This is a genomic window from Zobellella endophytica, from assembly GCF_003012775.1.
Taxonomy (GTDB): Bacteria; Pseudomonadota; Gammaproteobacteria; order Enterobacterales; family Aeromonadaceae; genus Oceanimonas; species Oceanimonas endophytica.
Window position 1 is genome coordinate 551,184 of the sequence record NZ_PXYG01000002.1, and the last position, 25,026, is coordinate 576,209.

Annotated in this window: 26 protein-coding genes; 6 read left to right on the plus strand and 20 right to left on the minus strand. The window is 65.4% G+C overall.

From position 1 onward, the window contains the following. Positions 1-350: 350 nt before the first annotated feature. From C7H85_RS07785 to C7H85_RS07815, 6 genes are all read right to left on the minus strand, one after another. On the minus strand, positions 351-1,343 hold the full coding sequence (locus C7H85_RS07785) for a Vgb family protein (RefSeq protein ID WP_210433595.1): 993 nt from the start codon (positions 1,341-1,343) through the stop codon (positions 351-353). A gap of 264 nt (positions 1,344-1,607) precedes the next feature. Beyond that, positions 1,608-2,600, minus strand: a complete 993-nt coding sequence (locus C7H85_RS07790; protein ID WP_106729139.1) for a Vgb family protein — start codon at positions 2,598-2,600, stop codon at positions 1,608-1,610. A 314-nt stretch (positions 2,601-2,914) separates the two neighbouring features. Continuing rightward, complete coding sequence (locus C7H85_RS07800; RefSeq protein ID WP_106729140.1) at positions 2,915-4,714, minus strand: ABC transporter ATP-binding protein; 1,800 nt, start codon at positions 4,712-4,714, stop codon at positions 2,915-2,917. 85 nt (positions 4,715-4,799) lie between these two features. Continuing rightward, positions 4,800-5,378, minus strand: coding sequence for a hypothetical protein (locus tag C7H85_RS07805; protein WP_106729141.1), 579 nt, complete (start codon positions 5,376-5,378; stop codon positions 4,800-4,802). Between the two features lie 129 nt (positions 5,379-5,507). Further along, positions 5,508-6,731, minus strand: a complete 1,224-nt coding sequence (locus tag C7H85_RS07810; RefSeq protein WP_106729142.1) for a CehA/McbA family metallohydrolase domain-containing protein — start codon at positions 6,729-6,731, stop codon at positions 5,508-5,510. A gap of 190 nt (positions 6,732-6,921) precedes the next feature. Further along, positions 6,922-7,314: a SpoIIAA family protein gene (locus tag C7H85_RS07815; RefSeq protein WP_158260072.1), complete on the minus strand. Its 393-nt coding sequence runs from the start codon at positions 7,312-7,314 to the stop codon at positions 6,922-6,924. 175 nt (positions 7,315-7,489) lie between these two features. Here C7H85_RS07815 and C7H85_RS07820 point away from each other — a divergent pair, with 175 nt between their 5' ends. Continuing rightward, complete coding sequence (locus C7H85_RS07820; RefSeq protein WP_106729143.1) at positions 7,490-8,032, plus strand: DUF2939 domain-containing protein; 543 nt, start codon at positions 7,490-7,492, stop codon at positions 8,030-8,032. On the opposite strand, the gene C7H85_RS07825 is transcribed toward C7H85_RS07820, so the two are convergent. The 5 genes from C7H85_RS07825 to C7H85_RS07845 form a co-directional block, all read right to left on the minus strand. Beyond that, positions 8,029-8,898, minus strand: a complete 870-nt coding sequence (locus tag C7H85_RS07825) for a CHAD domain-containing protein (RefSeq protein ID WP_106729144.1) — start codon at positions 8,896-8,898, stop codon at positions 8,029-8,031. The two genes, C7H85_RS07820 and C7H85_RS07825, sit on opposite strands and share 4 nt — an antisense overlap. 57 nt (positions 8,899-8,955) lie before the next feature. Next, positions 8,956-9,480: a SixA phosphatase family protein gene (locus tag C7H85_RS07830; protein ID WP_106729145.1), complete on the minus strand. Its 525-nt coding sequence runs from the start codon at positions 9,478-9,480 to the stop codon at positions 8,956-8,958. A gap of 110 nt (positions 9,481-9,590) precedes the next feature. Next, complete coding sequence (locus C7H85_RS07835) at positions 9,591-10,154, minus strand: OsmC family protein (RefSeq protein ID WP_106729146.1); 564 nt, start codon at positions 10,152-10,154, stop codon at positions 9,591-9,593. Between the two features lie 188 nt (positions 10,155-10,342). Continuing rightward, positions 10,343-11,884, minus strand: coding sequence for a sigma-54 interaction domain-containing protein (locus C7H85_RS07840; protein ID WP_106729147.1), 1,542 nt, complete (start codon positions 11,882-11,884; stop codon positions 10,343-10,345). Positions 11,885-11,932: 48 nt separating this feature from the next. Next, on the minus strand, positions 11,933-12,382 hold the full coding sequence (locus tag C7H85_RS07845) for a MarR family winged helix-turn-helix transcriptional regulator (protein ID WP_106729148.1): 450 nt from the start codon (positions 12,380-12,382) through the stop codon (positions 11,933-11,935). Positions 12,383-12,596: 214 nt separating this feature from the next. On the opposite strand from C7H85_RS07845, the gene C7H85_RS07850 reads away from it, so the two are divergent. The 4 genes from C7H85_RS07850 to C7H85_RS07865 all read left to right on the plus strand — a co-directional run bounded on the left by C7H85_RS07850 (position 12,597) and on the right by C7H85_RS07865 (position 17,521). Continuing rightward, positions 12,597-13,730, plus strand: a complete 1,134-nt coding sequence (locus C7H85_RS07850; protein ID WP_106729402.1) for a homogentisate 1,2-dioxygenase — start codon at positions 12,597-12,599, stop codon at positions 13,728-13,730. A 223-nt stretch (positions 13,731-13,953) separates the two neighbouring features. Continuing rightward, on the plus strand, positions 13,954-14,940 hold the full coding sequence (locus C7H85_RS07855; protein ID WP_106729149.1) for a fumarylacetoacetate hydrolase family protein: 987 nt from the start codon (positions 13,954-13,956) through the stop codon (positions 14,938-14,940). Continuing rightward, on the plus strand, positions 14,927-15,556 hold the full coding sequence (maiA, locus tag C7H85_RS07860; protein ID WP_106729150.1) for a maleylacetoacetate isomerase: 630 nt from the start codon (positions 14,927-14,929) through the stop codon (positions 15,554-15,556). Before C7H85_RS07855 ends, maiA begins: the two co-directional genes overlap by 14 nt. Then, the gene (locus tag C7H85_RS07865; RefSeq protein ID WP_106729151.1) at positions 15,557-17,521 is read left to right on the plus strand and encodes an acetoacetate--CoA ligase; all 1,965 of its coding nucleotides are present in this window, start codon (positions 15,557-15,559) and stop codon (positions 17,519-17,521) included. 10 nt (positions 17,522-17,531) lie between these two features. Here C7H85_RS07865 and C7H85_RS07870 read toward each other — a convergent pair whose 3' ends face one another. From C7H85_RS07870 to rpe, 5 genes are all read right to left on the minus strand, one after another. Continuing rightward, positions 17,532-17,981 (minus strand): DUF6515 family protein, encoded by a 450-nt coding sequence (locus C7H85_RS07870; RefSeq protein ID WP_106729152.1) that lies wholly within the window; start codon positions 17,979-17,981, stop codon positions 17,532-17,534. A 174-nt stretch (positions 17,982-18,155) separates the two neighbouring features. Continuing rightward, on the minus strand, positions 18,156-18,368 hold the full coding sequence (locus C7H85_RS07875) for a hypothetical protein (protein WP_106729153.1): 213 nt from the start codon (positions 18,366-18,368) through the stop codon (positions 18,156-18,158). Between the two features lie 58 nt (positions 18,369-18,426). Beyond that, positions 18,427-19,434, minus strand: coding sequence for a tryptophan--tRNA ligase (gene trpS / locus C7H85_RS07880; RefSeq protein ID WP_106729154.1), 1,008 nt, complete (start codon positions 19,432-19,434; stop codon positions 18,427-18,429). A 24-nt stretch (positions 19,435-19,458) separates the two neighbouring features. Further along, positions 19,459-20,133: a phosphoglycolate phosphatase gene (locus C7H85_RS07885; RefSeq protein WP_106729155.1), complete on the minus strand. Its 675-nt coding sequence runs from the start codon at positions 20,131-20,133 to the stop codon at positions 19,459-19,461. Then, positions 20,126-20,800 (minus strand): ribulose-phosphate 3-epimerase, encoded by a 675-nt coding sequence (gene rpe, locus C7H85_RS07890; protein ID WP_106729156.1) that lies wholly within the window; start codon positions 20,798-20,800, stop codon positions 20,126-20,128. Before rpe ends, C7H85_RS07885 begins: the two co-directional genes overlap by 8 nt. Positions 20,801-20,906: 106 nt before the next feature. Here rpe and C7H85_RS07895 point away from each other — a divergent pair, with 106 nt between their 5' ends. Beyond that, a complete protein-coding gene (locus tag C7H85_RS07895) occupies positions 20,907-21,083 on the plus strand; it encodes a DUF2970 domain-containing protein (protein WP_106729157.1) in 177 nt (58 codons plus the stop codon). Here the strand turns inward: C7H85_RS07895 and C7H85_RS07900 are convergent. The 4 genes from C7H85_RS07900 to aroK form a co-directional block, all read right to left on the minus strand. Continuing rightward, entirely contained in the window at positions 21,080-21,943 is an 864-nt protein-coding gene (locus C7H85_RS07900; protein ID WP_106729158.1) for a Dam family site-specific DNA-(adenine-N6)-methyltransferase, read from the minus strand. The two genes, C7H85_RS07895 and C7H85_RS07900, sit on opposite strands and share 4 nt — an antisense overlap. A 61-nt stretch (positions 21,944-22,004) precedes the next feature. Next, the gene (locus tag C7H85_RS07905; protein WP_106729159.1) at positions 22,005-23,363 is read right to left on the minus strand and encodes an SPOR domain-containing protein; all 1,359 of its coding nucleotides are present in this window, start codon (positions 23,361-23,363) and stop codon (positions 22,005-22,007) included. Further along, positions 23,360-24,442, minus strand: a complete 1,083-nt coding sequence (aroB, locus tag C7H85_RS07910) for a 3-dehydroquinate synthase (RefSeq protein WP_106729160.1) — start codon at positions 24,440-24,442, stop codon at positions 23,360-23,362. The genes C7H85_RS07905 and aroB overlap by 4 nt, the downstream gene beginning before the upstream one ends. A 14-nt stretch (positions 24,443-24,456) precedes the next feature. Then, positions 24,457-24,975: a shikimate kinase AroK gene (aroK, locus tag C7H85_RS07915; RefSeq protein WP_106729161.1), complete on the minus strand. Its 519-nt coding sequence runs from the start codon at positions 24,973-24,975 to the stop codon at positions 24,457-24,459. Between the last annotated feature and the right edge of the window lie 51 nt (positions 24,976-25,026).

A 25,026-nucleotide genomic window follows, 5' to 3' on the forward strand; every position in this document is an offset into this window, starting at 1 on the left:
CATATCCTAACAGCAAAATGAAACCGGTTACAGAAACCGGTTTCATTTATCCGTAAATTTGTGAGCGGCATAAAAACCCGGGCGCCAGGAAGCATAGTGCCGATGCATTTTAAGTTGCTCGGTGTGCTAGAGCACCGATCAGTTTAAAAGTTGACCGGCATGAAGCTTCTTGGGGCGCGGGCGGCCCGCCTGCCTTCCCGCGCAGCGGGAACCGCGGGCCTTGCAAAGGCCTCCTCGGTTTGGGTCGGGTGCACCCCCCATGCGGGCGGGCCGCCCGCGCCCCAATACCCAGTGCCATAGCCGGATCCTGAGGACAGGTGCCAAACCTGATTTTTAAACTATATGACGCTCTAAGGCGCCAACCGGATCTGGCCCAGGGTGTTGGCATCGGTGGCGAACCAGAGGCTGTTGCTGGGCGCGTGGTAATGCAGGTGGCGCACCGTACCACTGGGGCTGGGCAGCGCCAGATCATGCAGGAAACGCTCGCCTTGGGTATCGAAGCTCAGCAAGCGCATGGTCCTGCCGCCCTGATCCGCCAGCCACAGTCTGCCCTCGCCATCCAGAGCCGCTCCGTAGGGGCGGGCCCGTCTTTCGCCGGGGATCGGCCACTCATCGAAGCTCTCCGACGATGGCCGATAGCGGCCGACGATACCACCGGAGAAATCCAGGTACCAGACGTCGCCGTTATCGGCTACCTCCAGGCGCCGCGCCCGAGCCCTGGGCCGAGGCAGGGTGACTTCCGCCAGATCCAGGGTGACGGGATCTACCCGGGCCAGTTTGTTGGTGCCGAACAGGGTCACCCAGGGCTGGCCCCGGCCGTCCAGCTTGATATCGTAGGGCCGGGCGTTGGAGGTGGGTACCCATATCAGCTCCAGCTCTCCGTTGCTCATATCCAGCCGCCCTATCCGGTTGCTTTCCGGCACGGTAAACCAGAGTTGTCCCCGGCCATCCAGCGCCAGGGTGTGGGGGTCGCGCACGGCGGGGTTGCGGATGGGAAAGGTGGTGATCTCCCCGCTTTGCGGATCCAGCCGGCCGAGTCGGGCATTGCGGTTCCCCGCGTACCAGACCATGCCGGCGTCATCCACCGCCACGCCATTGGGGTAGGTACCCGACTCCAGATCGACCCGCTCGAAGGCCTCGCTGGCGGGATCGAAGACCGCCAGGTAGTTGCCGAGCTGTCCGCTGAACCAGACCCGCCCATCCGGCGCCACGAAAGGATCCCTGGGACGGGTCCTGGCCCAGGGTACCTGCCATTCCTGGATAAGGGGTGGTGATGCGGGGACCTGTTGCGCCTCGACGACCAGCACCAGCCACAACCCCAGCAATGGATACAGGATTTTCATCTTTACCTCTCTGCCACCGGAAAATGCCCCCTTATGTGTAGCTGCGTCGTAAGTAGCTCCATTAGGATCCTCTCTCTGGCGGTAGGCATGCAGGCCGGGGTAACGAGGCTGATTCAGGCCGTCGGCTTCACCGGGCAGACAAAAAACCGGGCCTGAAGCAGGCCCGGTATTGCCGTTGGCGGATGGGTACCTTGCTGGTGGAGCGCAGGTGGCTCGCGCGCTCCAAAAACATTGTACTGGTCACGTTTTAAACTCAGCGGTGCGCTAGGGCGCCAGCCGAGCCTGTCCCAGGGTATTGGCGTCGGTGCCGAACCAGAGGCTGTCGCTGGCGGCGTGGTAGTACATGTGGCGCACCGCTCCGCCCTCGCTGGGGATGGGCACCGCCGGCAGGAAGCGCTCCTCGGCGGTGTCGAAACCCAGCAGCCGTACCGGGCGGGAGCCCACGTCCACCAGCCACAGCCGTCCGCGTTGGTCCATGCCGGAGCCGTAGGGCTGGGCCCGCCCCGCGCCGGGAATGGGCCACTCCTCGAACTCGTTCCCTGCCGGCCGGTAACGGCCGATCATGCCGCCGGCGAAGTCCAGGTACCAGACCTCGCCGTTGGCGGCGATTTCCAGACGGCGCACCCGGGCCTGCTCCCGGGGCAAGGTCACCTCGGTCAGCGCCAGCGTCTGCGGATCGATCCGGGCCAGCTTGTTGGTGCCGAACAGGGCCACCCAGGGCCGGCCCTGGCCGTCCAGCTTGATGCCATAGGGGCGGGCATCGGGGGTCGGCACCCTCACCAGGGCGATGTCGCCACTGGCCATGTCCAGCCGGCCCACCCTGTTGCTGCCCTGGGCGGTAAACCAGATCCCGCCCCGGCCATCCAGCGCCAGGGTGTGGGGATCGCGCACCTCCGGATCGGTCATGGGGAAGGTGACTGTCTCCCCGCTCGCCGGATCCAGCCGGCCGATGCGGGCATTGCGGTTGCCGGCGTACCAGACCAGTCCCGCCTCATCCACCACCAGGTTGTGGGGATGGGTGCCCGGCTCCAGCTCGATGCGCCGGAACTGCTCGGTGCCGGGATCGAACACCGCCAGGTAGTTGCCCGCCTGGCCGCAGAACCAGACCCGCCCGGCCGGATCCACGTAGGGATCCCGCGGCCGGGTGCCGGCCCAGGGCACCGGCCACTCGCGGACGGCGGCGGGCCCGGGCGCCGCCTCCTGCGCCCCGGGCCCGAAGGCCAGCAGCAGCCCCAGTAACAGGAAAAGATGTCTCATTCGTCCGTCTCCCGGTTGGGTTACACCCTCTTAGTGTAGCCGTACCGGGTGGTGCCCTGGGCGCTGTCGGCGGACGCCATGCCGTTCGTGATCAGCCACGAGCTGTGGGCCACCGACGGCCTGATACTCGGCTTTGTACTGATGATGCTGCTGGATACCGCCCAGGGGTAAGGCACCAGCCAGTTGCACGATATTGGAGTACGGGTGATGTCCTCCGCAGGGAGGACAGCTCATCCACATAAGTTGCCCCGTGTTTCCCGCAGCGCGGACAGGCAGGCGGGCCGCCCGCGCTCCAGGACCGCTCGGACACCGGCTCAGGCAAACACCCTTTCCGGCGCTGGTGCTATCTCGCCGGTCTGCACCCGCCACTGGGCGGCGTAGAGGCCGTTTCTGGCCAGCAGTTCGGCATGGCGCCCCTGCTCGGCGATGCGACCCTGGTCGACCACCACTATGCTGTCGGCGTGGACTATGGTGGACAGCCGGTGGGCTATCATGATCACGGTGCGGCCGTGGGCAATCTTGCGCAACGAGCGCTGGATGGCGGCCTCGGTCTCGTTGTCCACCGCGCTGGTGGCCTCGTCGAGGATCAGCACCGGCGGATCCTTGAGCAGGGCCCGGGCCAGGGACAGCCGCTGACGCTGGCCGCCGGACAGCCGCACGCCCCGCTCGCCCACCGGGGTATCCAGTCCTTGCGGCAGCCGCTCGATGAACTCCCAGGCTTCCGCCACCCGGGCGGCGGCGACCATCTCTTCCTCGCTCGCCTCGGGGCGGCCGTAGGCGATGTTGTCGCGGATGCTGCCCTCGAACAGGAACACGTCCTGGCTGACCAGGCCGATATTCTGCCGCAGCTGCTGCATGTCCAGCCGCGCCAGCGACTTGCCATCCAGATAGATGTCACCTTGCTCCGGCTGGTAGAAACGCAGCAAGAGTTTAACCAGGGTCGATTTGCCGGAGCCGGTGGCGCCCACCAGGGCCAGGGTGGAGCCCGCCGCCACGGTCAGCTCGATGTCGTTCACCCCCACCCCGCTGGATGGATAATGGAAGCTCAGGCCCTCGAAGCGCACCTCGCCTTTTACCGGGGCCGTCAGCCCTTCGCCGCCGTCCTGCACCTGCACCGGGGTGGTCAGCAGATCCAGGATGCGCCGGGTGCTGGCCATGGCCCGCTCGAACAGATCGATCACCTGGGCCAGGCCGGTGAGCGGCCACAACAGCCGCTGGGTGAGGAACACCAGCACCCCGTAGGCGCCCACATTGAGCGAGCCGTCCAGGGTCTTGAGGCCGCCGAGGATAAAGGTGGCCAGAAAGCCCACCAGTATCGCCATGCGGATGATGGGGATAAAGGCCGAGCTGATGCGGATGGCCTTGCGGTTGGCCTCTACATAGGCCTCGCTGCTCTGACGCAGCCGCTCGGCCTCGCGGGCCTCGGCGGTAAAGCTCTTGATGGTGGCGATGCCGCCCAGGTTGTTGGACAGCCGCCCGGCCAGTTCACCCACCTTTTCGCGCACCTCGGCGTACACCGGGCCGGCCTTGCGCTGGAAGTAGAAGGCGCCCCAGATGATGATGGGGATGGGGGTGAAGGCCAGCAGGGCGATCTGCGGCGACAGCACCATGAACACGGCGCCCACCGCCACCACGGTGACGAACACCTGGATCAGGCTGTTGGCGCCGCCGTCGAGGAAGCGCTCCAGCTGGTTGACGTCATCGTTCATGATGGACACCAGTTGGCCCGAACTCTTGGACTCGAAAAAGCCCATATCCAGCCGCTGCACGTGCTCGTAGGCGTCCTGGCGCAGATCCGACTGCAGCCGCTGGGCCAGGTTGCGCCACAGGATCTGGTAAAGGTACTCGAATAGCGACTCGCCGGCCCAGATCAGGAAGGTGAGCACCCCCAGCACCAGGATCTGCTCTCTGGCCTCGACGAAGCCGAGTTTGGCCACGAAGCTCTGCTCCTGGTTGACCACCACGTCGATGGCGATACCGATCAGGATCTCGGGGGCGATGTCGAACAGTTTGTTGAGGATGGAGCAGCAGGTGGCGGCGATGATGCGGCCGCGATAGCCCCGGGCATAGCGCAACAGGCGCCCCAGCGCCTGAAAGCTGGACGAGCTGGACATGAAACAGACTCCACACAGGAAAGGAAAAGCCGCTAGCCTACCGGATCAGGGCACACCATTAAAGCGAATCATTATCATTTTACGGTCATTCCCCGGCTCGTAGCCGCCGCAGCTGGCCGAGCTCCAGGCCGGCAGGGATCTCCCCGGCGGCCAGGTACTTGTAGCCGGTATTGACCCCGAACTCGGAAATGCCCAGCGCCTTCACCAGCTCGAAGTGTCGCTCGTAGGCGAACAGATAGCCGGCGTCTCCCGAGGGACGGCGCAGTATGCGCTCGATTTCGTCCGCATGAGGGCTGGCGAAGGCCTCGGCCAGCCGCCCGGCGTTGCCGCCCTGGGGGCCGATGGGCTCCGCATCCGGATCCGGTTCGAACAGCTCGGGGGCCGAGTTGTACTGATCCACCACCCAGCCCTGCTGGCACAGGGCGCAGAGCAGAATGTCGTCGTCGTGGTTCTGCGCCACCAGCACCGGCGCCTTCAGCTCGGCAGACAGCAGGCAGCCGAGCGCCAGCACCACCTCGGGCTGCTGGCCTTCCGCCTCCTCATCGAACACCACCACCGAGCCCTTGTGGGCCGAGGTGACGAAGGCATTGCGCCCCTCCAGTACCGCGGCGACGGCATCGGCGTCGGTACAGCCCAGGGTGTAGCTGACATAAAAGCTTTCCATCTTGACGGCTCCCGGAGCGGTGGCCCCTGCACGATGTCTGTTCTTTCAACATAGTCCGAAAACACCCCTGCCGTTGACCGCCCCAATGGAAAAGGGGCCCGCAGGCCCCTTCGCAACGGCAATGGCCGCTTACTTGATCCAGATGGGATTGGAATAGGCGCGGTTGCCCTGCCTGTCCTCGACCACCCATTGCATCCAGGTGCGCTTGGGTGGTACCGGTACACCAGTACGGAACCACTTGGCACCGTTAATGCTCCAGCCCGCCACCTGCTTGCCGTCCAGCCAGACTTCGGCCTTGGCCAGGCCCAGCTCGGAGCGGAATTCCACCTCGGTTTCGCTGTAGGGGGCGGCTTCGCCGCCGAAATTGGTGGTGATGGGGTACACCTCGGGGCCGAAGCTGACGAAGCTGTGGCCTTTGGCAGCGGCGGTGGCGAAGTCGGCGGCAATGCGCCCCTTGGGGGTATAGGCGTACAGCTTGGCGCTCTGCTGGCGTGCGTCCTTCAACTGCGGGCTGGCACTCAAGTAGACCCGCTCGCCCCGATCCCAACGCTGGCGCATCACCGACAAGTAGGATTCGAAGTTGCTGGCCGCCGGGGCCAGCTCAAACAGCCCGATCGCCGCCTGATCGCTGACCGTGGTGTACATTTCCTTGTCGGAGTGCAGATCCCCCAGGGAGCCGGCGCTCAGCCAGGCGCCGAATTCGCCGGCCTGCCCCGGCTGACGCGGCCGGCGCAGATCGTCGGTTTCGTACAGCTCGCCCAGGTGAGCCTGGGGCTGGGCCGCGGTCCAGTGGGTCTGCACCATCCGCGGCACCTCGTTGTAGCTCGGCTTGCCGTACTGGCCCGGCTCGTTGCGCAGCAGCCGGTAGCCGGCGAACAGGGTTTCCCTGGCCGGGCTCTGCAGGCGGGTACTGAGCTTGATACCGGGGTAGTCCTTGCCGACTTCGTAACGGCTGAGCAGGGTGTTGCCGTTCCACTCCCGCTCGAGTTCGATCACCAGCCGCTCCGCGGTCTGTTCGACAATATTCAGCCCAGTCAGGCGCAGCTCACCCTCGCCGGGCACAAAGTCCAGCGAGACGATGCGATCGGGGCCGAAGCCGCCGTTCTCCACCAACGCCATGTCCACCACGCCGCCCTTGGCGCCCGGCTCGCCTCCCAGGGCGATGGCGAACGCGAAATGCGGGGTACGCACGGTAATATCCTCGGCACCGAGAGCATTACCGCCCTGGATAGTGGTCGGGCCTCGCACCACTTCGATGCCGGCGGGTGGGGCATTCCTGTTGACGGAAGGCGATGAACAGGCGGTTATAACGAGGGCTGCCAGCAGGGGCAGGCCGGATTTGTAAAAGCGCATCTTGAGGAACCCTAAAAGGAACAACAACGGGCCAGAATTCTGACAGGTCCTTGCCAGAACTCAATAGCCTACCTGGGTGGATTATGTCGGAAATATGCTCCGCTGAGTCTGATCCGGGCCGGCTCAACCTGAGACCCCCCCCCGAGGGCCGGACGGCGGCAGGCGGTCCGGCCGCGACGAACGGGGTCGCTTACCCCTCATCCTGCTCCAGCCAGGCCCGGGCCTGGTCCAGATGTTCGAAGTACTCCACCTGGCTGCTCAGCAGAAACCAGTCGGCCACCCTGGCCATCAGCTTCTCCTTGAACTCGACGCCCACTATCGCCAGCTTGCCGAACTCGTCGCCGTGCTTGCGGGTAAAACGGATGTCCTCCCAGAAGGCCCGCGCCTCCCAGCCGCCGAAATCGATCATGTCCACCAACGCCTTGATCCGGGGCCTGTCCATGGTGGCCAGGGTCTGCTCGAGCTGTTGCTCCATCGCCCTGAAGTCATCGTAGGCGATATCGCCATAGATCTTGATGGTCAGGTACAGGGTATGGTTGTCCTGCTTTTTCATCTCGACGGCCATGCCGTGTGCTTCCAACATGATGGCTGCTCCCTTGTGGTGAAACCCAGCACTAAGTATGGCCGCTGTGACCGGGGGTGCCTCCGGCGCTGGCAAAAAGTAGGGCAAAGATTGATCGTCGTCGTCTTTCGGCTTGCCAACGGCACCGCTTGCAGGCAGCCTTGGCGGCAGGTATCGATTCGGAGTACAGCAAGCCATGGGCAAAGTGAGATTTTTTCTGGTGCTCATCGCCGTGCTGGCGGCCGGCTACGGGGCGGCGGCGCCCTGGCTCACCGTCTACCAGATCCGCGACGCGGCCGACCGGCGAGACAGCCTGGCCCTGGCCGGGCACGTGGAATTCGACAGCGTGCGCCAGAGCCTGAAGGAGCAACTGAATGCGCGCATGCTGCGCGAGCTGGACGGCGAGCTCGAACAGAGCCCGCTGGCCGCCCTGGGCGCCGCCTTCGCCAACCTGGTGGTGGACGGCCTGGTCGACAGCTACGTGACGCCCGCCGGCATCGAGCAGCTGATGCGCGGAGAACCCCCGGCGCCGGGCATTCCCGACAGCAGCCCGCCGCCGGCTCCCGGAGAACCGGCGGCCGAACGCCGCAAGCCCTTCTCCGATGCCCGCATGGGCTACCGCTCGTTCAACCGCTTCGTGGTGACCCTGACCGACGACGGCGGCAAGGAGGCCGAATTCGTGCTGAGCCGCCGCGGCCTGGGCTGGAAACTGACCGCCATCCTGCTGCCGCTGGATTAACCCCGCCGCTCGAGCCAGTGCCGCTTCAGACGCCGGCCGATGTCATCCGCTTCGGCCTCGAACAGCTGCCGCCCCAGATCCAGGGCCTGCGCCCTCAGCACCTGGCGCTGCTGCGCGAGCAGCGGCAATATCGGCTCGGCCAGTCCCGCCAACCTGGCGCCATAACGGCCGAGCAGGCCGGCCAGCATGTCCAGATCGTGCTCCCTGCCGAGCCATTCCCCCAGCTCCTTGCTCTGTTGGGCCCGGGGTTGCAGCCAGTCGGGCGCCAGCGGCTGCAGGAAGCGCAGCTGGTAGCCGTGGTATTTCACCCACTTGCGCCACTGGTGCCAGGGCTCGGCCTCGGCCACCCCGGCCAGCTGCCAGACCGGATCCCGGGCCTGCAGGTACACGGCCTTGAAGCCGCCGCCCAGGGTGCGGTAACGGGGCTCGAGCGGCGGCCACCTGGCGATCCACTGCCGTCCTTCCCGCAGCGCCGTCGCCGCCTGCCTGACCACCTTGCCCGGTTTTTTCACCCCGTTCGACGCCGGCAGCAGCACCAGCAACTCGCGGATCACCTCGGCCAGAGCCGGCTGCTGCTGCGCCAGTTGCGCCAGGGTTTGCTGCCGGACACAGGCGTCGCGCAGGGGGGAAAGGCGGCGGGCGATATCACGGAAATAACGATCGCAGGGGCGGTACCTCCGGCCCAGGGGCGGCTCTATCAGCCGCAACAGGGCACGCAGCTTCTTCAGGTGCTTGCGGGCCTGGTGAATGGCGTCGTCCCGATCCGCCCCCTCGTTCAAGCCGGCGGCCGCCTCTTCCAGCAACCGGCACGCCGTCTCCCGCAGGGACTGATCCAGGGACAGCTGCAGACTCAGTTCGAAACTCATGCTGATACACTCTTGCCGGGGCAGGCCCCACCGGACGCTAAGTGTAGCCCATGGCCCTCAGCCATGGCGCAGCCCCTGTTGTCTCGGCGTCTGGTACCACAATAGCTCGCCGCCGCCGGCCTGCAGCCCGTTCCAGCGCAGCATCCCCAGCCGCATATGCAGGATGGCGCAGGTGGGAAACTTGTCGTCCGGCGCCCCGCACAGCATCCTGCTCAGTTCGCCCAGACCGGGCATATGCCCCACCAGCAACAGGTGGCCGATCCGCTCCGGCTGCCGGCGCAACAGCGCCAGGATCCGGCGGCCGCTCGCTTCGTAGAGGTCCGGCTCAAATTGCAGCCTGCCCTCGGGGCAGCCCAGGGCATCGGCGAAGGCCAGGGCGGTCTCCCGGGTGCGCCGGGCCGGGCTGCACAGGATGAGATCCGGCGGCGGCAGCCGGGTCGTGGCATAGGCGGCCATGGCGGGCAAATCGCGCCGGCCGCGCTCCCCCAGCGGACGATCGACATCCGCCAGGGCCGGATCGTCCCAGCTCGACTTGGCATGGCGCACCAGGGTCAGCAATTTCGGCGTGGTGTGATCGGTCATCTTGAGGCTCCACTAAGGTGACGATATGACATACCCCACCATACCCGCAGCGGGGGACATGGGGCCAGCAAATCAACGCCGGGCGACGCCACGCCGCCGCCCGGCACGGGTCATGCCACCCGCACCAGTCTGACCGGCACCGGCCGACAGACGGTATTGCACACCGGCGAATGCTGGCGGGCATAGCCCATCAGCTCTTCCAGCTCCTGGTCGCTGCAGTCGGCGTCCACATTCATGCGGATGCTGATCTGCTCGTAGCCGGCAGGCACGCCGTCGTCCAGGCCCAGCAGGCCATGCAGATCGATATCGCCCTCCAGCTCGGTGGAGAGGGCGCGGATGCGGATGCCACGGGCCGCCGCGTGCAACACCAGGGTGGTGGTGACGCAGCCGGCCAGGGCATGCAGCAGGAACTCCACCGGATTGGCGCCCTCGTTGGCGCCCAGCAGCACCGGCGGCTCGCCGTTGGTAAAGCGGAAGGGCTCGGCCCGGGACTCATCTTCCTGGCCGGCACCGTAAAAGCCCTGGATGGTGGAGCGGTTCTCTCCGCCGCTGATCCAGCGGTTGCTGGCCCGGAACTGGAAGCGGGCCAGGCCCGGCTGCTGCTGGATGGCGGCGATGGTGGTCATCATCTGGTCCTGGTCGAGACCGTTGATCATCTGGGTATGGGTGTTCATGGCATTGCTCCTCGGTTGGGTTGGGCGTATCGCCTCTGTCTCTCTTTCGCAATGCCCGTGCCAATCGACGAGGGAGCTTAATCTGCCTTTTTATCAATGGATTGTTATTTATCCCCGGCTCTCCCCCGCTCCCGATATCCCGTTTTTCACGAAAGCTCGGGCGCCACGGCCACGGGATCCGGGGATCGTCAGCGTTTGATGCCAAGGGATTTCAGGCGAGAACTCAGGGTATTGGGATGCAGGCCGAGCAGGGCCGCGGCGCCGTCGGCCCCCGCTATCTTGCCGTGGCAGTGGACCAGGGCCCGCTCGAGGTTGGCTTTCTCCAGCGCCGCCAGCTCCGCCGCGGTGAGGATGGCAGGCTCGCCAGGCCCCATGGGCAAGGGCGCCGGCGCCATCTCGGGCAGGGCACGGTCCAGGGCCAGGCGGCGGCCATCCGGGCTGATGATCAGCGCCCGCTCCAGCACGTTTTCCAGCTCCCGCACATTGCCCGGCCAGGGGTAGCCGCGCAGGCGGCGCTCGTCCTGTTCGTTCAGTTCCGGCAGGGGCAGGCCATGACGACGGGCGAAACGCGCCAGCAGGGCCCGGGCCAGCAGCAGGATGTCGTCGCCCCGCTCACGCAGGGGCGGCACCCGCAGCGGGAAGACGTTGAGCCGATACCAGAGATCCTGGCGAAAGGTCCCCGCCGCCACCATGGCCGCCAGATCCCGATGCGTGGCGGCGAGCAGGCGCACGTCGACCTTTTCGGTACGGCCGCCGCCCACCCGCTCGAACTCCCCCTCCTGCAGCACCCGCAGCAGCTTGGCCTGCAGATCCGGCGGCATCTCCCCCACTTCGTCGAGGAAGAGGGTGCCGCCGTCGGCCTGTTTGAAGCGCCCTTCCCGCCGCTGCAGGGCGCCGGTGAAGGCGCCCTTTTCATGGCCGAAAAATTCGCTCTCCTGCAGTCCGGGGGCGATGGCGGCGCAGTTGACCCGGACAAAGGGCATGGCGGCCCGGCCGCTCTGGCGATGGAGGGCGCTGGCCACCAGCTCCTTGCCGGTGCCGGTTTCACCGGTGATAAGCACAGTGGTGTCCAGCGCCGCCACCCGCCCCAGCTCTTCCCGCATCCGGCGCATCGGCGGGCTCTCGCCCAGGATCTCCGCCTCGCCTTGCAACTGGCGGATATCCTCGCGCAGCTGCGCCGCTTCGGCGGTAAGCACACGCAGCCTGGTCTCACGCTCGGCCAGCGCCTGATCCCGCCACAACCGGGCCAGCTCGGCACCGGCACGGGCGGTAAACAGCCGGAACACCGACAGCACGCCGGGGCTGGCGGTCAGGGGCTTGTCATCCAGGACCGCCAGGTGGCCGAGCACCACGCCGCCGGCATCCACCAGGGGCTGGGCCAGGTAGCTGACCGCCCCCAGCGCCGGCAGATCCGGATCCTGCGGGTAGAGCTCGATCACCCGCTCCGGCACCAGGGTCAGTTCGCAACGGTTGATCACCGGCTCGCAGGGGGTGCCGCCGATATCGTACTCATAGTCCTCGATATAGTGATCATCGAACCAGAACGCCAATGCCCGCAGCCGACGCCGGGCCGGCAGCCATTCGGTAACCCAGGCACCCTTGACGCCGAGCACCAGCGCCAGTTGCCGCACCAGTTGCTCGAAAAACGGCTGGCCCGAACTGCTGGCGAGGGCTCGCACCAGGGTGTCGAGCAGCCGTTGATCGAAGGCAGGGGAAACATCGGCGGACATGGGGCACTCCGGTGGCAGGCACTTCCCCAAGTATACCCAAGGCGGGCGCTACAGCTCGTCCAGCCGCTTGAGCAGCCGATCCAGCCCGTTGACCAGATCCCGGTACTCGGAGGCCGACAGGCAGTCGATCAGCCGAGACTCCCATTCCAGCACCCGGGGCACCATTTTCCGATACAGTGCGATACCCTCCCCGGTCAGGGCCACCTGGGCCGCGCGCTGATCTTCCGGCAGGGGCACCCGGGTGATCAGGCCTTTTTCCTCCAGTCCCTGTAACCCGCGGGACACCTTCACCTTGTCCATGCAGGTGAGCTCGGCCAGCTCGCGGGCGATGATTTTCTCCCGGTGGCCGATAGCGGCGAACAGCCGCCATTCCGGCCGGGTGATGCCGAACTCTTCCCGATAGAAGGCCGCCAGCCCGCTACCCACCCGCTCCGCCACCAACATCAGCTTGTAGGGAACAAAATCGTCCAGCACAAAATGTGTTTTTTTCTCAGCCATGCCGTTTCCTCAGCGGCCGGCCAGCACCGGCCAAGACCATGAAATAAAAACCAGTGTAACTATTTTCAGCCCGAATGAACCGGTAGTTTGCCCTCAAAACGCCAGAAAGGGCCAATAAATTTACTATATTTTAACATGAGCACTTGAAATATACGCGGGATGAGTGAATATTGGTAACAAATGTAACTAAATGGCATTCGTGGAGAATCACCAGATGCGTAAATGGTTTCAATTTCCCATCCGCGAGGGCGACACCTCGCACCAGGCCCACTGCGATATGCCGGCGGGCACCTTCGAGCGGGAAATCGGCAAGGAGGGCTTCTTCGGTCCGGCCACTCATATGTACCATGAGCACGCCCCCACCGGCTGGAGCGCCTGGGAAGGCCCCTTGCGACCCCGCGCCTTCGACACCAACAAGCTGACGCCACCGGGCCAGAGCCCCTGGGATGCCGCCCCGCTGCTGCACAACGCCAACGTCAGGGTGCGGCTCTGGAAGAGCGAGCAATCCATGAATCACCTGGTGCGCAACGGCGACGGCGACGAGTGTCTGTTCGTGCACCGGGGCCGGGGCTGGCTTTACTGCGACTACGGCCGGCTGGCCTTCGGGGATGGCGACTACCTGATCCTGCCCCGCTCCACCACCTGGCGGCTGGAACTCGAAGAGCCGGTGACCCTGCTGATGATCGAGGCCAGTAACGGCTCCTACCTGAACGCCGAGCGCGGCCTGGTGGGCGCCCACGCCATCTTCGACCCGGCGGTGCTGGAGTACCCGCGCATCGACGACGCCTTCCGGGCCCAGAGCGCTCGGCCCGGCGAATGGCAGGTACTGCTCAAGGCCCGGGAGCAGATGAACCGCATCAGCTTCCCTTTCAACCCGCTGGACGCCCGGGGCTGGAAGGGCGATCTCACCGTGTTCCGGCTCAACTGGCGCGACATCCGCCCGCTGATGAGCCACCGCTACCATCTGCCGCCCTCGGCCCACACCACCTTCGTCGCTAACGGCTTCGTGATCTGCACCTTCGTGCCCAGGCCCATAGAGTCGGACCCGGGGGCGCTCAAGGTGCCCTTCTACCACAACAACGACGACTACGACGAGGTCATCTTCTACCACAAGGGCAACTTCTTCAGCCGGGACAATATCGACGCGGGCATGATCACCCTGCACCCCTGTGGCTTTACCCATGGTCCCCATCCCAAGGCCTTCGCCGCCGGCGCCAAACATGCCCGCACCGAGACCGACGAGGTAGCGGTGATGATCGATGCCCGGCTGCCGCTGGAGGTGGCCGAGCTGCCCGAGGGGGTGGAAAACCCGGACTATGTGAATTCCTGGCAGGTGAAGGGCGGATAGCTGGAAGCTGGAAGCTGGAAGCTGGAAGCTGGAAGCTGGAAGCTGGAAGCTGGAAGCTGGAAGCTGGAAGAAAGAATAGCCTGCTTCCGCTCAGGTGGAAGCCCGTAACGGATAAAGGTGTGCTCGCCTGGATTCCCGTCTGCGCGGGAATGACAAGGCAACGTCCACGCCGGCAGAAACACGACAGGCCCAGGGCCGAACAAGGAATATTAAGGAGATTATTGTGAAACTAGCCTCTCTCAAACAGGGCCGCGACGGCCGGCTTATCGTGGTGTCCCGAGATCTGAGCCGGGCGGTCGAGGCCGGGGCCATCGCCCCCACCCTGCAAGCCGCGCTCGACAACTGGGCCGAGACCGAGCCAAAACTGCAGGCCCTGTACCGGCAACTGAACGGGGGCGACTGCGCTGGCAGCTTCCCCTTCGACCAGGCCGCCTGCGCCTCGCCCCTGCCCCGGGCTTACCAGTGGGCCGACGGCAGCGCCTACGTCAACCACGTCGAGCTGGTGCGCAAGGCCCGCGGCGCCGAGATGCCGGCCAGCTTCTGGACGGATCCGCTGATGTACCAGGGGGTGTCCGACGGCTTTATCGGCCCGCGCGAGGACATCCGCCTGGCGGACGAGGCCTGGGGCATCGACTTCGAGGGCGAGGTGGCGGTGGTCACCGACGACGTGCCCATGGGCACCCCGGCGAAGCGGGCCGGCGAGCATATCCGGCTGCTGATGCTGGTCAACGACGTCTCCCTGCGCAACCTGATCCCGGGCGAGCTGGGCAAGGGCTTCGGCTTCTTCCAGTCCAAGCCCGCCTCCTCCTTCTCGCCGGTGGCGGTGACCCCGGACGAGCTGGGCGACCACTGGCGGGAACACAAGGTACACCGCCGGCTGCGGGTGCACCTCAACGGCGAGCTGTTCGGCGAGCCCGACGCCGGCACCGACATGACCTTCGACTTCACCCAACTGGTGGCCCACGTCAGCTTCAACCGGGCGCTCTGCGCCGGCACCATCATCGGCTCGGGCACCGTCTCCAACGTGGACCGCAGCACCGGCTCCTGCTGCCTGGCGGAGCGGCGCATGCTGGAGATCATCGACCAGGGCGAGGCCAGCACCCCCTTTATGAAGTTTGGCGACCGGGTGCGCATCGAGATGCTGGACGAGGCCGGCCACTCCATCTTCGGCGCCATCGATCAGAAGGTGGTGAAACATGAGGCTCTATGACTACGCCCGCTCTTCCGCCGCCTACCGGGTGCGGATCGCGCTCAACCTGAAGGGGGTGGACTGGGAGGCCGTCCCCGTCAACCTGCTGGAGGGAGCCCAGCGCGGCGAGGACTACCGCGCCCTCAACCCCACCGGGCTGGTGCCCAGCCTGGACACTGGTGAGGGCCTGCTCGGCCAGTCCCTGGCCATCATCGAATACCTGGACGAGCGCTTTCCCGAGCCGCCGCTGCTGCCCGCCGGGGTCTTCGCCCGTGCCCGCGCCCGCGCCCTGGCATTGCAGGTGGCCTGCGACATCCACCCGCTCAACAACCTGCGTGTGCTGCAATACCTGGTCAGGGAGCTGGGCGCGAGCGAAGAGCAGAAGCTGGCCTGGTACCACCACTGGCTGCAGCAGGGCCTGGCCGCCCTGGAACGGCAGCTGGCGGGCGGGGCCTCGCCCTTCTGCTGCGGCGAGCACCCGGGCCTGGCGGACCTCGGCCTGGTGCCCCAGCTCTACAACGCCCGCCGCTTCGGCCTGGATCTCGCCCCCTATCCGCGCCTGATCGCCATCGACGCGACCTGCCAGCGGCTGGAGGCCTTCGCCGCCGCCCATCCCGACCATCATCAGGAGGTCTAGATGAATACCACTCACGAGCCCCTCTGGCGGCCCGATCGCGCCCGCATCGAGCAGAGCCGGCTCTACCGCTTTATCGACGAACTGAACCGGGAGCAGGGTCTGCCCCTCGACGACTACGCCGGCCTGCACGCCTGGTCGGTGCATAACGGCGAGACCTTCTGGAGCCGGCTGTGGGACTTCGCCGGCGTTATCGGCCACAAGGGAGAAGTATTGCTGGAAAGGGGCCAGAGCCCCGAGCAGGATCGCTGGTTTCCCGAGGCCAGGCTCAACTTCGCCGAAAACCTGCTGGCCCAGGCCCACACCTTCGCCCGGGAGGACGCCCTGCTGTTCCAGGCCGAGGGCCAGGGACACCTACGGCTGAGCTGGGCCGAGCTGGAAGCCCGGGTGGCGGCCCTGCGCGCTTGGCTCGAGGCCGAGGGCATCGGCCCCGGCGACGTGGTGGCCGGCTACCTGCCCAACCTGCCGGAGACGGTAGTCGCCATGCTGGCCACCGCCGCCCTGGGGGCGGTCTGGACCTCCACCTCGCCGGACTTCGGGGTCGACAGCGTCATCGACCGCTTCGGCCAGACCCGGCCCAAGGTGCTGTTCAGCGCCGACGGCTACCGCTACAACGGCAAGCTGCACGACACCAGCGCCAAGGCCCGGGACATCGTCGCCGGCCTGGACAGCGTGCGCCACTGGGTGCAGATCCCCTATATCGGCCGGCACCAGTTGACCCCGGACGACGGCGCCCTGCACTGGCCTGAGCTGCTCGAGCGCCACCGCGGCCAGCCGCTGCGCTTCACCCCCATGCCCTTCAACGCACCGCTCTATGTCCTGTATTCTTCCGGCACCACCGGCAAACCCAAGTGCATCGTCCACGGCATCGGCGGCATACTGCTCAATCACCTCAAGGAGCACCAACTGCACTCGAACATCCGTGCCGGCGACCGGGTACTCTACTTCACCACCTGCGGCTGGATGATGTGGAACTGGCTGGTGTCCGCCCTGGCCAGCGGCGCCACCCTGCTGCTGTACGAAGGCTCCCCCTTCGCCCCCGACGGCCGGGTGCTGTGGGACTGGAGCGAGCGGGAAAGGGTCACCCTGTTCGGCACCTCCGCCAAGTACCTGGAAGCACTGGAGAAGCAGCATATCCACCCGGCCGACGGCCACGATCTGGGCGCCCTGCGCACCCTCTGCTCCACCGGCTCGACCCTGGAGCCGGAGCAGTTCGACTACGTCTATCGCCATATCAAGGCGGATCTGCAACTGGCCTCCATCTCCGGCGGCACCGATATCTGCGGCTGCTTCGTGCTCGGCAACCCCATCAGCCCGGTGTACCGGGGCGAATGCCAGTGCATCGGCCTGGGGCTGGACGTGCGGGTGTTCGACGACGAGGGCCACCCCCTGGTCGGCCGGCGGGGCGAGCTGGTGTGTTGCAACAGCTTTCCCAACCGGCCACTGGGGTTCTGGGGCGACGCAGACGGCAGCCGCTACCACGCCGCCTACTGGGCCACCTGGCCCGGGGTCTGGCACCACGGGGATTTCGTCGAGCTCACCGAACAGGGCGGCATGCTGTTCTACGGCCGCTCCGACACCGTGCTCAACCCGGGCGGGGTGCGTATCGGCACCGCCGAGATCTACCGCCAGGTCAACCAGTTCGAGCAGATCCAGGATTCGGTGGTGATCGGCCAGCACTGGCAGAACGACGTGCGGGTGGTGCTGTTCGTGAAGATGGCGCGAGGCGAGGTGCTCACGCCCGCGCTGGAGCAGGGCATCCGTGAGCGGATCCGCCGCCAGTGCACCCCCCGCCATGTGCCGGCCAAAATCCTGGCGGTGAACGACATCCCCAGAACCAGGTCAGGAAAAATCGTCGAGCTGGCGGTGCGCCAGGTAGTTCAGGGTGAGCCGGTGAAGAACGTCGGCGCCCTGGCCAATCCCGACGCGCTGGAGCAGTTCAGGGACAGGCCGGAGCTGGCCGATTAATACACCGCCGTTACCAGCGGTGGCCGGGCGGTGCCGACACCACCTGATAGCCCCAGTGATGGGGGCGGAAATAGTTGCCGCCGTGAAAATAGTAGGGCCCATCCCCCAGGCTCAGGCTGATATAGCCTCCCGGCAGGCCGGAAACGATGGTCCCCAGCGGCAATACCACCGAGATGCGGGTCCCCGGTGCGTAGTGGCGGCGGGGGCTGGGATAGTAATGGCGCTCCACCACCCGGTCGCGCGAGCGGAAGTAATGGCGCCGTTCGCTGCGAAAATGCCGGCGATCGCCGCGAAAATGCCGCTCGTGCTTGTGCTGCCGGAAATCCTTGTGGTGCTTGCCGTGTCGCTCGTAACGGCGATCATCCCGGTCGGCCTGGGCCTCCGGCACCACCAGTCCAAAACCCAGCACACCCAGCAGCGGCAGCAACAGCGCCCCGCGTCTGAATATCGCATGTTTCATTGCTGTCACTCCTCTCATCGCCGATACCGCTGACCGATGCGCAGTAGCTAACTTAATCATGAACCGGAACCGGCGGAAATGACAACGCGGGAGGAAAGTAACGCGTCAGCCTGTGACAACAGGTTTCAAAGGAGTAGGCGTTTGCATAGGCAGGTCGGGCGGAGGCCGGAAAGCTTACTGATCGAGGAAACGCCCCTGGGCCATTTCCCGTTCGCGCTGGCACTCGGCCAGGTAGATGGCCGCCACCACCGCCGCCTGCTGGTGATGGTCATCCACCGCCTTGGACACCATCAGCTCCAGGGTCTTGTCGTTTTTGGCCATGCGAAACTTGCGCAGCCAGTACAGCTTGTCGGTCAGTTCCCGCTCAAGGATGTGTTGTTCGCTCATATATGGGAGTAGATCCAGTAAAACCATCGAAAAAGGAGCCCTCGGGCTCCTTAATTGTTTAACGGCTCTTCGGTACGAAGCCGATCACATCATATACCTTTTCCAGGGTCTGTACAGCTTTTACCCGGGCCTTGTCGGCGCCGAGGGACAGCACCTTTTTCAGCTCGGCTTCGTCTTCGCGCAGCTCGTGAAAGCAGCGCTGAATAGGCTCCAGCATGGCCAGCACCGCCTCGGCGGTCTCGGTTTTCAGGTGGCCGTACATCTTGCCTTCGAAGTGCTGCTCCAGCTCGGGAATGCCGCGGCCGGTGGCGCCGGACATCAGTGTCAGCAGGTTGGAGACGCCGGGTTTCTGCTCGGTATCGAAGCGCACCACCGGCGGATCTTCCGAGTCGGTGACCGCCCGCTTCAGCTTCTTGGCGATGCTCTTGGGATCTTCCAGCAGGCCGATGAAATTGTTGCTGTTGTCGTCCGACTTGGACATTTTCTTGGTCGGCTCCTGCAGGCTCATGATGCGGGCCCCCTCTTCGGGAATAAAGGGCTCGGGCACGGTGAACACCTCGCCGTAGAGCTGGTTGAAGCGATAGGCGATGTCCCGGGTCAGCTCCAGGTGCTGCTTCTGATCGTGGCCCACCGGCACCTGGTTGGCCCGGTACAGCAGGATGTCGGCCGCCATCAGCACCGGGTAGGTGAACAGGCCGGCGTTGATGTTCTCGGCGTAGCGGCTGGACTTGTCCTTGAACTGGGTCATACGCGACAGTTCGCCGAACTGGGTGTAGCAGTTGAGGATCCAGCCCAGCTCCGCATGCTCGGGCACATGGGACTGGATGAAGATGGTGCTCTGCTCCGGCTCCAGGCCGATCGCCAGGTAGAGCGCGGCCGCGTCCAGGCAGGCGGAACGCAGCGCCTGGGGATCCTGGCGCACGGTAATGGCGTGCATGTCGACGATGCAGTACAGGCAGTCGTAGTCCTGCTGCATCTTCACCCACTGGCGCAGCGCGCCCATGTAGTTGCCGATGGTCAGCTGGCCCGAAGGCTGGGCACCGCTGAGTACTATTGGTTTAGCCATGGTCATCCTTTCTGTGTCAATCTGTTAAACCCGTAAAAGCGTCGCCAGCCCGGCAAAGTCGCTCATCACCCAGTCGGGGCCGCTGTCGGCGATATCCCGGCCGTAGTTGTAGCCGTAGGTCAGCCCCACCACCGCTATCCCCGCCGCCCTGGCCGCCAGCACGTCGTTTTCCGAGTCGCCCACCATCAGGGTGCGGGCGGGATCGATGTCCAGTTCCCGGCACACGTGCAGCAGGGGCTCGGGACTCGGCTTTTTCACCGCCAGGCTGTCACCGCCCAGCACCAGCTCGAACCGGTCTTTCAGGCCGGCGGCCGCCAGGATGGCGGGCACGAAACGGTAGGGCTTGTTGGTGACGATGGCCAGTTTCTTGCCCGCCAGGCGCAGGGCCGCCAGGGTATCGAGCACGCCGGGATAAAACACCAGCCCCTGGTCGGCCACCCGCTCGTAGGCCGCATCGAAGGCGGCGCGGGCCGCCTGCTGCGCCCCGGCGTCCGGCTCCTCCCCTAGGGCGGCGGTCAGCGCCCGGCGCACCAGCATGTCGGCGCCGTTGCCCACCCAGTGGCGCACCGCCTGCTCCGCCGCCGGTTCATGGCCCAGGTGCGCCAGCATCCGGTTCACCGCCAGGGCCAGTTGGGGCACGCTGTCGATCAGGGTGCCGTCCAGATCGAACTGGATCAGCTCGATGTCGCGTTCAGCCATGGGCTTTGGCCAGTTCGCCGCGCATCTGGTCGATCACCGCCTTATAGTCGGGCTGGCTGAAGATGGCGGAGCCGGCCACGAACATGTCGGCCCCGGCCTCGGCGATATCACGAATGTTGTCGACCTTGACGCCGCCGTCGATTTCCAGGCGGATATGGCGGCCGCTCTCGTCGATGCGGCGACGGGCCTGGCGCAGCTTGTCGAGGGTGGCGGAGATAAAGGATTGACCACCGAAGCCGGGGTTGACCGACATCAGCAGGATGACATCGACCTTGTCCATCACGTAGTCCAGGTGGCTGAGCGGGGTGGAGGGATTGAACACCAGGCCGGCCTGGCAGCCCTGCTCCCTGATCAGGCCCAGGGTGCGGTCGATATGTTCGGACGCTTCCGGGTGGAAGGTGATGATGGAGGCCCCGGCCTTGGCAAACTCGGGAACCAGGCTGTCCACCGGCTTGACCATCAGATGCACATCGATCGGAGCCTGAATGCCATAGTCGCGCAGGGCCTTGCACACCATGGGACCTATGGTCAGGTTGGGCACATAGTGATTGTCCATCACGTCGAAGTGCACCACATCGGCTCCGGCCTCCAGCACCCGGGCCACATCCTCGCCCAGGCGGGCAAAATCGGCGGAGAGAATGGAGGGGGCGATCAGATAGTCTTTCATTGGGGGTTCCCTTAAGCGCAAAAAACGCACCAATTCTACCCCAGCGCCCGGTGATTCTCTAGCAAGCCGTCTATGCTAGGCAGAAGTTGGTCCAACGAGGTGCGTCATGAGCTGGAAACATCGGTTGCAGGCGGTGGCGGCGGCCCTGTTCGGGGTCCAGTCGGAGCATCATCGCCAGTTGCAGTTTCAGGGCAGTCCCTGGCCCTATATCGGCCTGGGGGTGCTGGCCATCGTGCTGTTCGTATTGCTGCTGGTGCTGATCGTGCGCTGGGTGCTCGCCTAGCCGCCGGCGGCCCGTTCCTGTTCGAGCGCGATCACCTCGGCCGGTGCCGGGGCCCGGAACAGCGCCAGCAGCTCATCCACCTTCTTGCGGTTGTGGCCGTGGCGGCTGATGGTGCGCTTGACCGCCACCACGTCGAGATCCGCGTCCCGGTACAGTTCGCGGGTCAGCGGGATATCGTGATTGCTGATCAGCACCGGCACGCCCAAGGCCGCGGTTTCCCGCGCCAGTCGCGCCAGTATCGCCTGATCGTCCAGGGTAAAGCCGTTGGCGGCATAGGTGGTGAAGCTGGCGGTGGTGGACAGCGGCGCATAGGGCGGATCGCAGTAGAACACCTGCTCCGCCCGTGCCTGGGCAAACACCTGGTGGTAGCTCTGGCAGACGAAGGTGGCCTTTTGCGCCTTTTCGGCGAAGAACCACAGCTCCCGCTCGGGAAAATAGGGCTTCTTGTAGGCGCCGAAGGGGACGTTGAAGCCCCCCTTCTGGTTGTAGCGGCACAGGCCGTTATAGCCGTGGCGATTCAGATACAGGAACAGCAGGGCGCGACGGTAACCGTCCCGTTCCTGGTTGAACTCGGTACGAAAGCGGTAGTAGGCGGCCCTGTCGTTGTTGGCGGCGCTAAAGAGGGTCGCGGCATCGCGGATAACGCCGTCGGGCCGCGTCTTGAGCAGCTGATACAGATTGATCAGATCGGCATTGATATCGGCCAGCAGGTAGGCGTCGTAATCGGAATTCAGGAACACCGACCCCGCCCCCACGAAGGGCTCCACCAGCATCCGCCCCTCCGGCAGGCGACGGTTGATGCTTTCCACCAGGCCGTATTTGCCGCCGGCCCATTTCAGAAATGCCCGAGTTTTAGTCATAGTCGCTGTCTTTGCCGAACCGGTGCAGGGCGCGCATTGTAACCGCAAGCCGAGGTCATGACTATGGTTTGACTTCTTTTTGCACCTGGCCGAACGGCTTGGGCCAGGGTTTGGCCGCCTGCAGCTCGGACGACAACACCCCGATGGCGCGCCGGGCCTGCTCGGGAGAGTCGAAATCGCCGAACACCAGCACAAACCAGGGTTGACCGCTGATGGTACGGGGGTAGATCCAGGCCGGGGTCAGGGTATGCCTGGAGGCCAGCCGATACAGCGCCGCCCGGTCCTTGCCCGCCATCAACTGCAGGGTATAGCGCTGCGCCGGTTTTTGCATCAGCACCGACAGGGGACTCAACCCGGCGGGGGGCTCCGCTTGCGCCGCCTGGCCGGCCGCGTCCTGGCGGCTGCCCTCCCGCTCGCGTTGCAGCAACCGGCTGACCACCTCGTCTTCGATCACCACCCGCTCCTTGTCGCTGTCATCGGGGGTTTCCGCCACCCGGGTTGCCACCTGCGGGGCATCGGGCAGGGTCTCGTTGGCCCACTCCTGCACCAGGCCGTGGTCGTCGGGCGAGGGGGCCGGCTCGTCGGCGGAGGGCGACAGGGTCAGGGGCTCGGCGGGCACCGGCAGCGGCGCCTCCCGGGCGGGGACGGGCGAAGGCCCCGCCTGCTCCGGCCGGGCTGGCTGCCGGTCTCCCAGCAGGGTCATGATCAGTATGAACAGGCCGAGCAGGATCAGGGCGGTCAGCGCGACCTTGATCCAGCGCTGCTCCAGCAACTGCTGATAACCGGTTTTTCTCATCTGCGGCTCCTTCATGGCACTGGCATCCCCCGGATACGCCCCGCCGGGGGCGCTGTCCGGAGTATTCTTATACCCCAGAGCGTGCCATAAATCCTCTTTGTCCGCCTCATCGAGCGGCGGCACTTCCACCTCGAGCACCTTGCCGGTGGACTCGTCGAGCTGCTGTCGCGCCTGCCGGGCCCAGTCGGGAGAGCCGAGCAGCAGGACGCAGGGACGGAACCGGGGCGGCAGCAGCAGGTAAAGCTGCCACAGCTCCGCCAGCAGGGTATCGGTCAGCCATTCGGCATCGTCCACGAGCAGCAACCGCTTGCCCGGGCTCGCCGCCAGCAGGCGCTGCATCGAGTCCGCCAGCGGTTCGTCGGCATCGAAGATCCCCCCGGGAAACCAGTGGCCGAGCAGGGCATCTCGGAAACGGGCATTGGTGTTGAGCGCCTGAGCATCCAGTATCACCGGCAGTTGCAGCTCGCAGCGGTCGGCCAGCAGGGCGGCCATATAGGATTTCCCCGCGCCTTGCGGCCCGGTGAGGAAGATAAAATCGGTATCCAGACGGGACAAATGCAGCAGCCGCGCCAGCAGCTGCTGCTGAGATTTCAGGGGAACAGGGACAGCAACCGCCCCGGTCACTTCATCCGTTCCGGCGTTACCGCCCGGGCCAGTTGCTGTTCGGTGACGTCGTCCACCACCTGGGCCCGGCCGATGCCGAGCGGCAGCACCAGACGCAACTTGCCGCCCAGCACCTTCTTGTCGCGCAGCATATGCGGCAGGTAGTGACCAATGCCCATCTCGGCAGGACCCTGGATCGGCAGATGCGCCTTGATCAGCAGGGCTTCGACCCGGGCCACCTCGTCGGTGCTCATGTCGCCACGCTGCAGGGCGGTCTCGCAGGCCTGCATGGTGCCCGCCGCCACCGCTTCGCCGTGCAGCCAGTTGCCGTAGCCCATTTCCGCTTCGATGGCATGGCCGAAGGTATGGCCCAGGTTGAGCAGCGCCCGCACCCCGTGCTCCCGCTCGTCGCTGGCCACCATCTCCGCCTTGATTTCACAGCACCGGCGAATGGCATGGGCCAGGGCATCGGCGTCCAGCCGCTGCAGACGATGCAGGTTCTGCTCGAGCCAGGAGAAGAAGGCCGCGTCCCAGATGATGCCGTACTTGATCACTTCGGCCATGCCGGCGGCGAACTCCCGCTCGGGCAGGGATTGCAGACACAGGGTATCTACCAGCACCAGATCCGGCTGATAGAAGGCACCGATCATGTTCTTGCCCAATGGATGGTTGACCGCGGTCTTGCCGCCGACGGAAGAGTCCACCTGGGCCAGCAGCGTGGTGGGCACCTGGATGAAGGGCACCCCGCGCTGGTAGCAGGCGGCGGCAAAGCCGGTGAGATCGCCGATCACCCCGCCGCCGAGGGCGATCAGGGTGGTATCCCGGCCGTGGTTGCCGGCCAGCAGCGTACTCATGACCTGGTTGAAGGTGTCCAGGGTCTTGAACTGCTCGCCGTCGGGCAGCACCAGGGTGTCGACCTGCAGGGGAGAGAGCGAGGTGACCAGGCCGTCCAGGTAGAGCGGCGCGACCACCTCGTTGGTGACCACCAGTACTCTTTTGCCCTTGACGGCGTCGCGCAGCAGCGAGGCCTCACCCAGCGCACCTTCGGCGATGATAATGGGGTAGCTGCGCTCCCCCAGGTTGACGGTTAACCTTTCCATGGATCTCCTGCCTGTTACAGGCCGATCAGTTCGACTATCTGGTTGGCGACCAGTTTGGCACTCTGTTCGTCGGTGCGCACCACATAGTCGGCAATTTCCAGATACAGCTCGTTGCGCTCCGTCGCCAGCCGCGCCAGCACGTCCTCGGGGGCTTCTTCGGTCTGCAGCAGGGGACGACGCTTGTCCTTCTGCACTCGGGCCAGCTGTTTCTCCACCGTGGTTTCCAGGTAGACGACGATGCCCCGGGCCGACAGCCGGTTGCGACTTTCCTTGCTCTTGACCGAGCCACCGCCGGTCGCCAGGACGATGCCCTGCAGCTCGCTCAGGTCATTGATCACCTTTTCTTCGCGTTGGCGGAAGCCTTCTTCGCCTTCTACATCAAACACCCAGCTGATATCGGCACCGGTTCGACGCTCAATCTCATGATCGGAGTCATAAAACTCCATATGCAGTTGCTGCGCCAGGTATTTACCAATGGTGCTCTTGCCCGCACCCATAGGCCCTACAAGGAAGATATTGCGTTTCTCAGCCATGTTACACGAAATTCTCACAAACAAATGCGCCCCACGAACACCGCAGGGTCG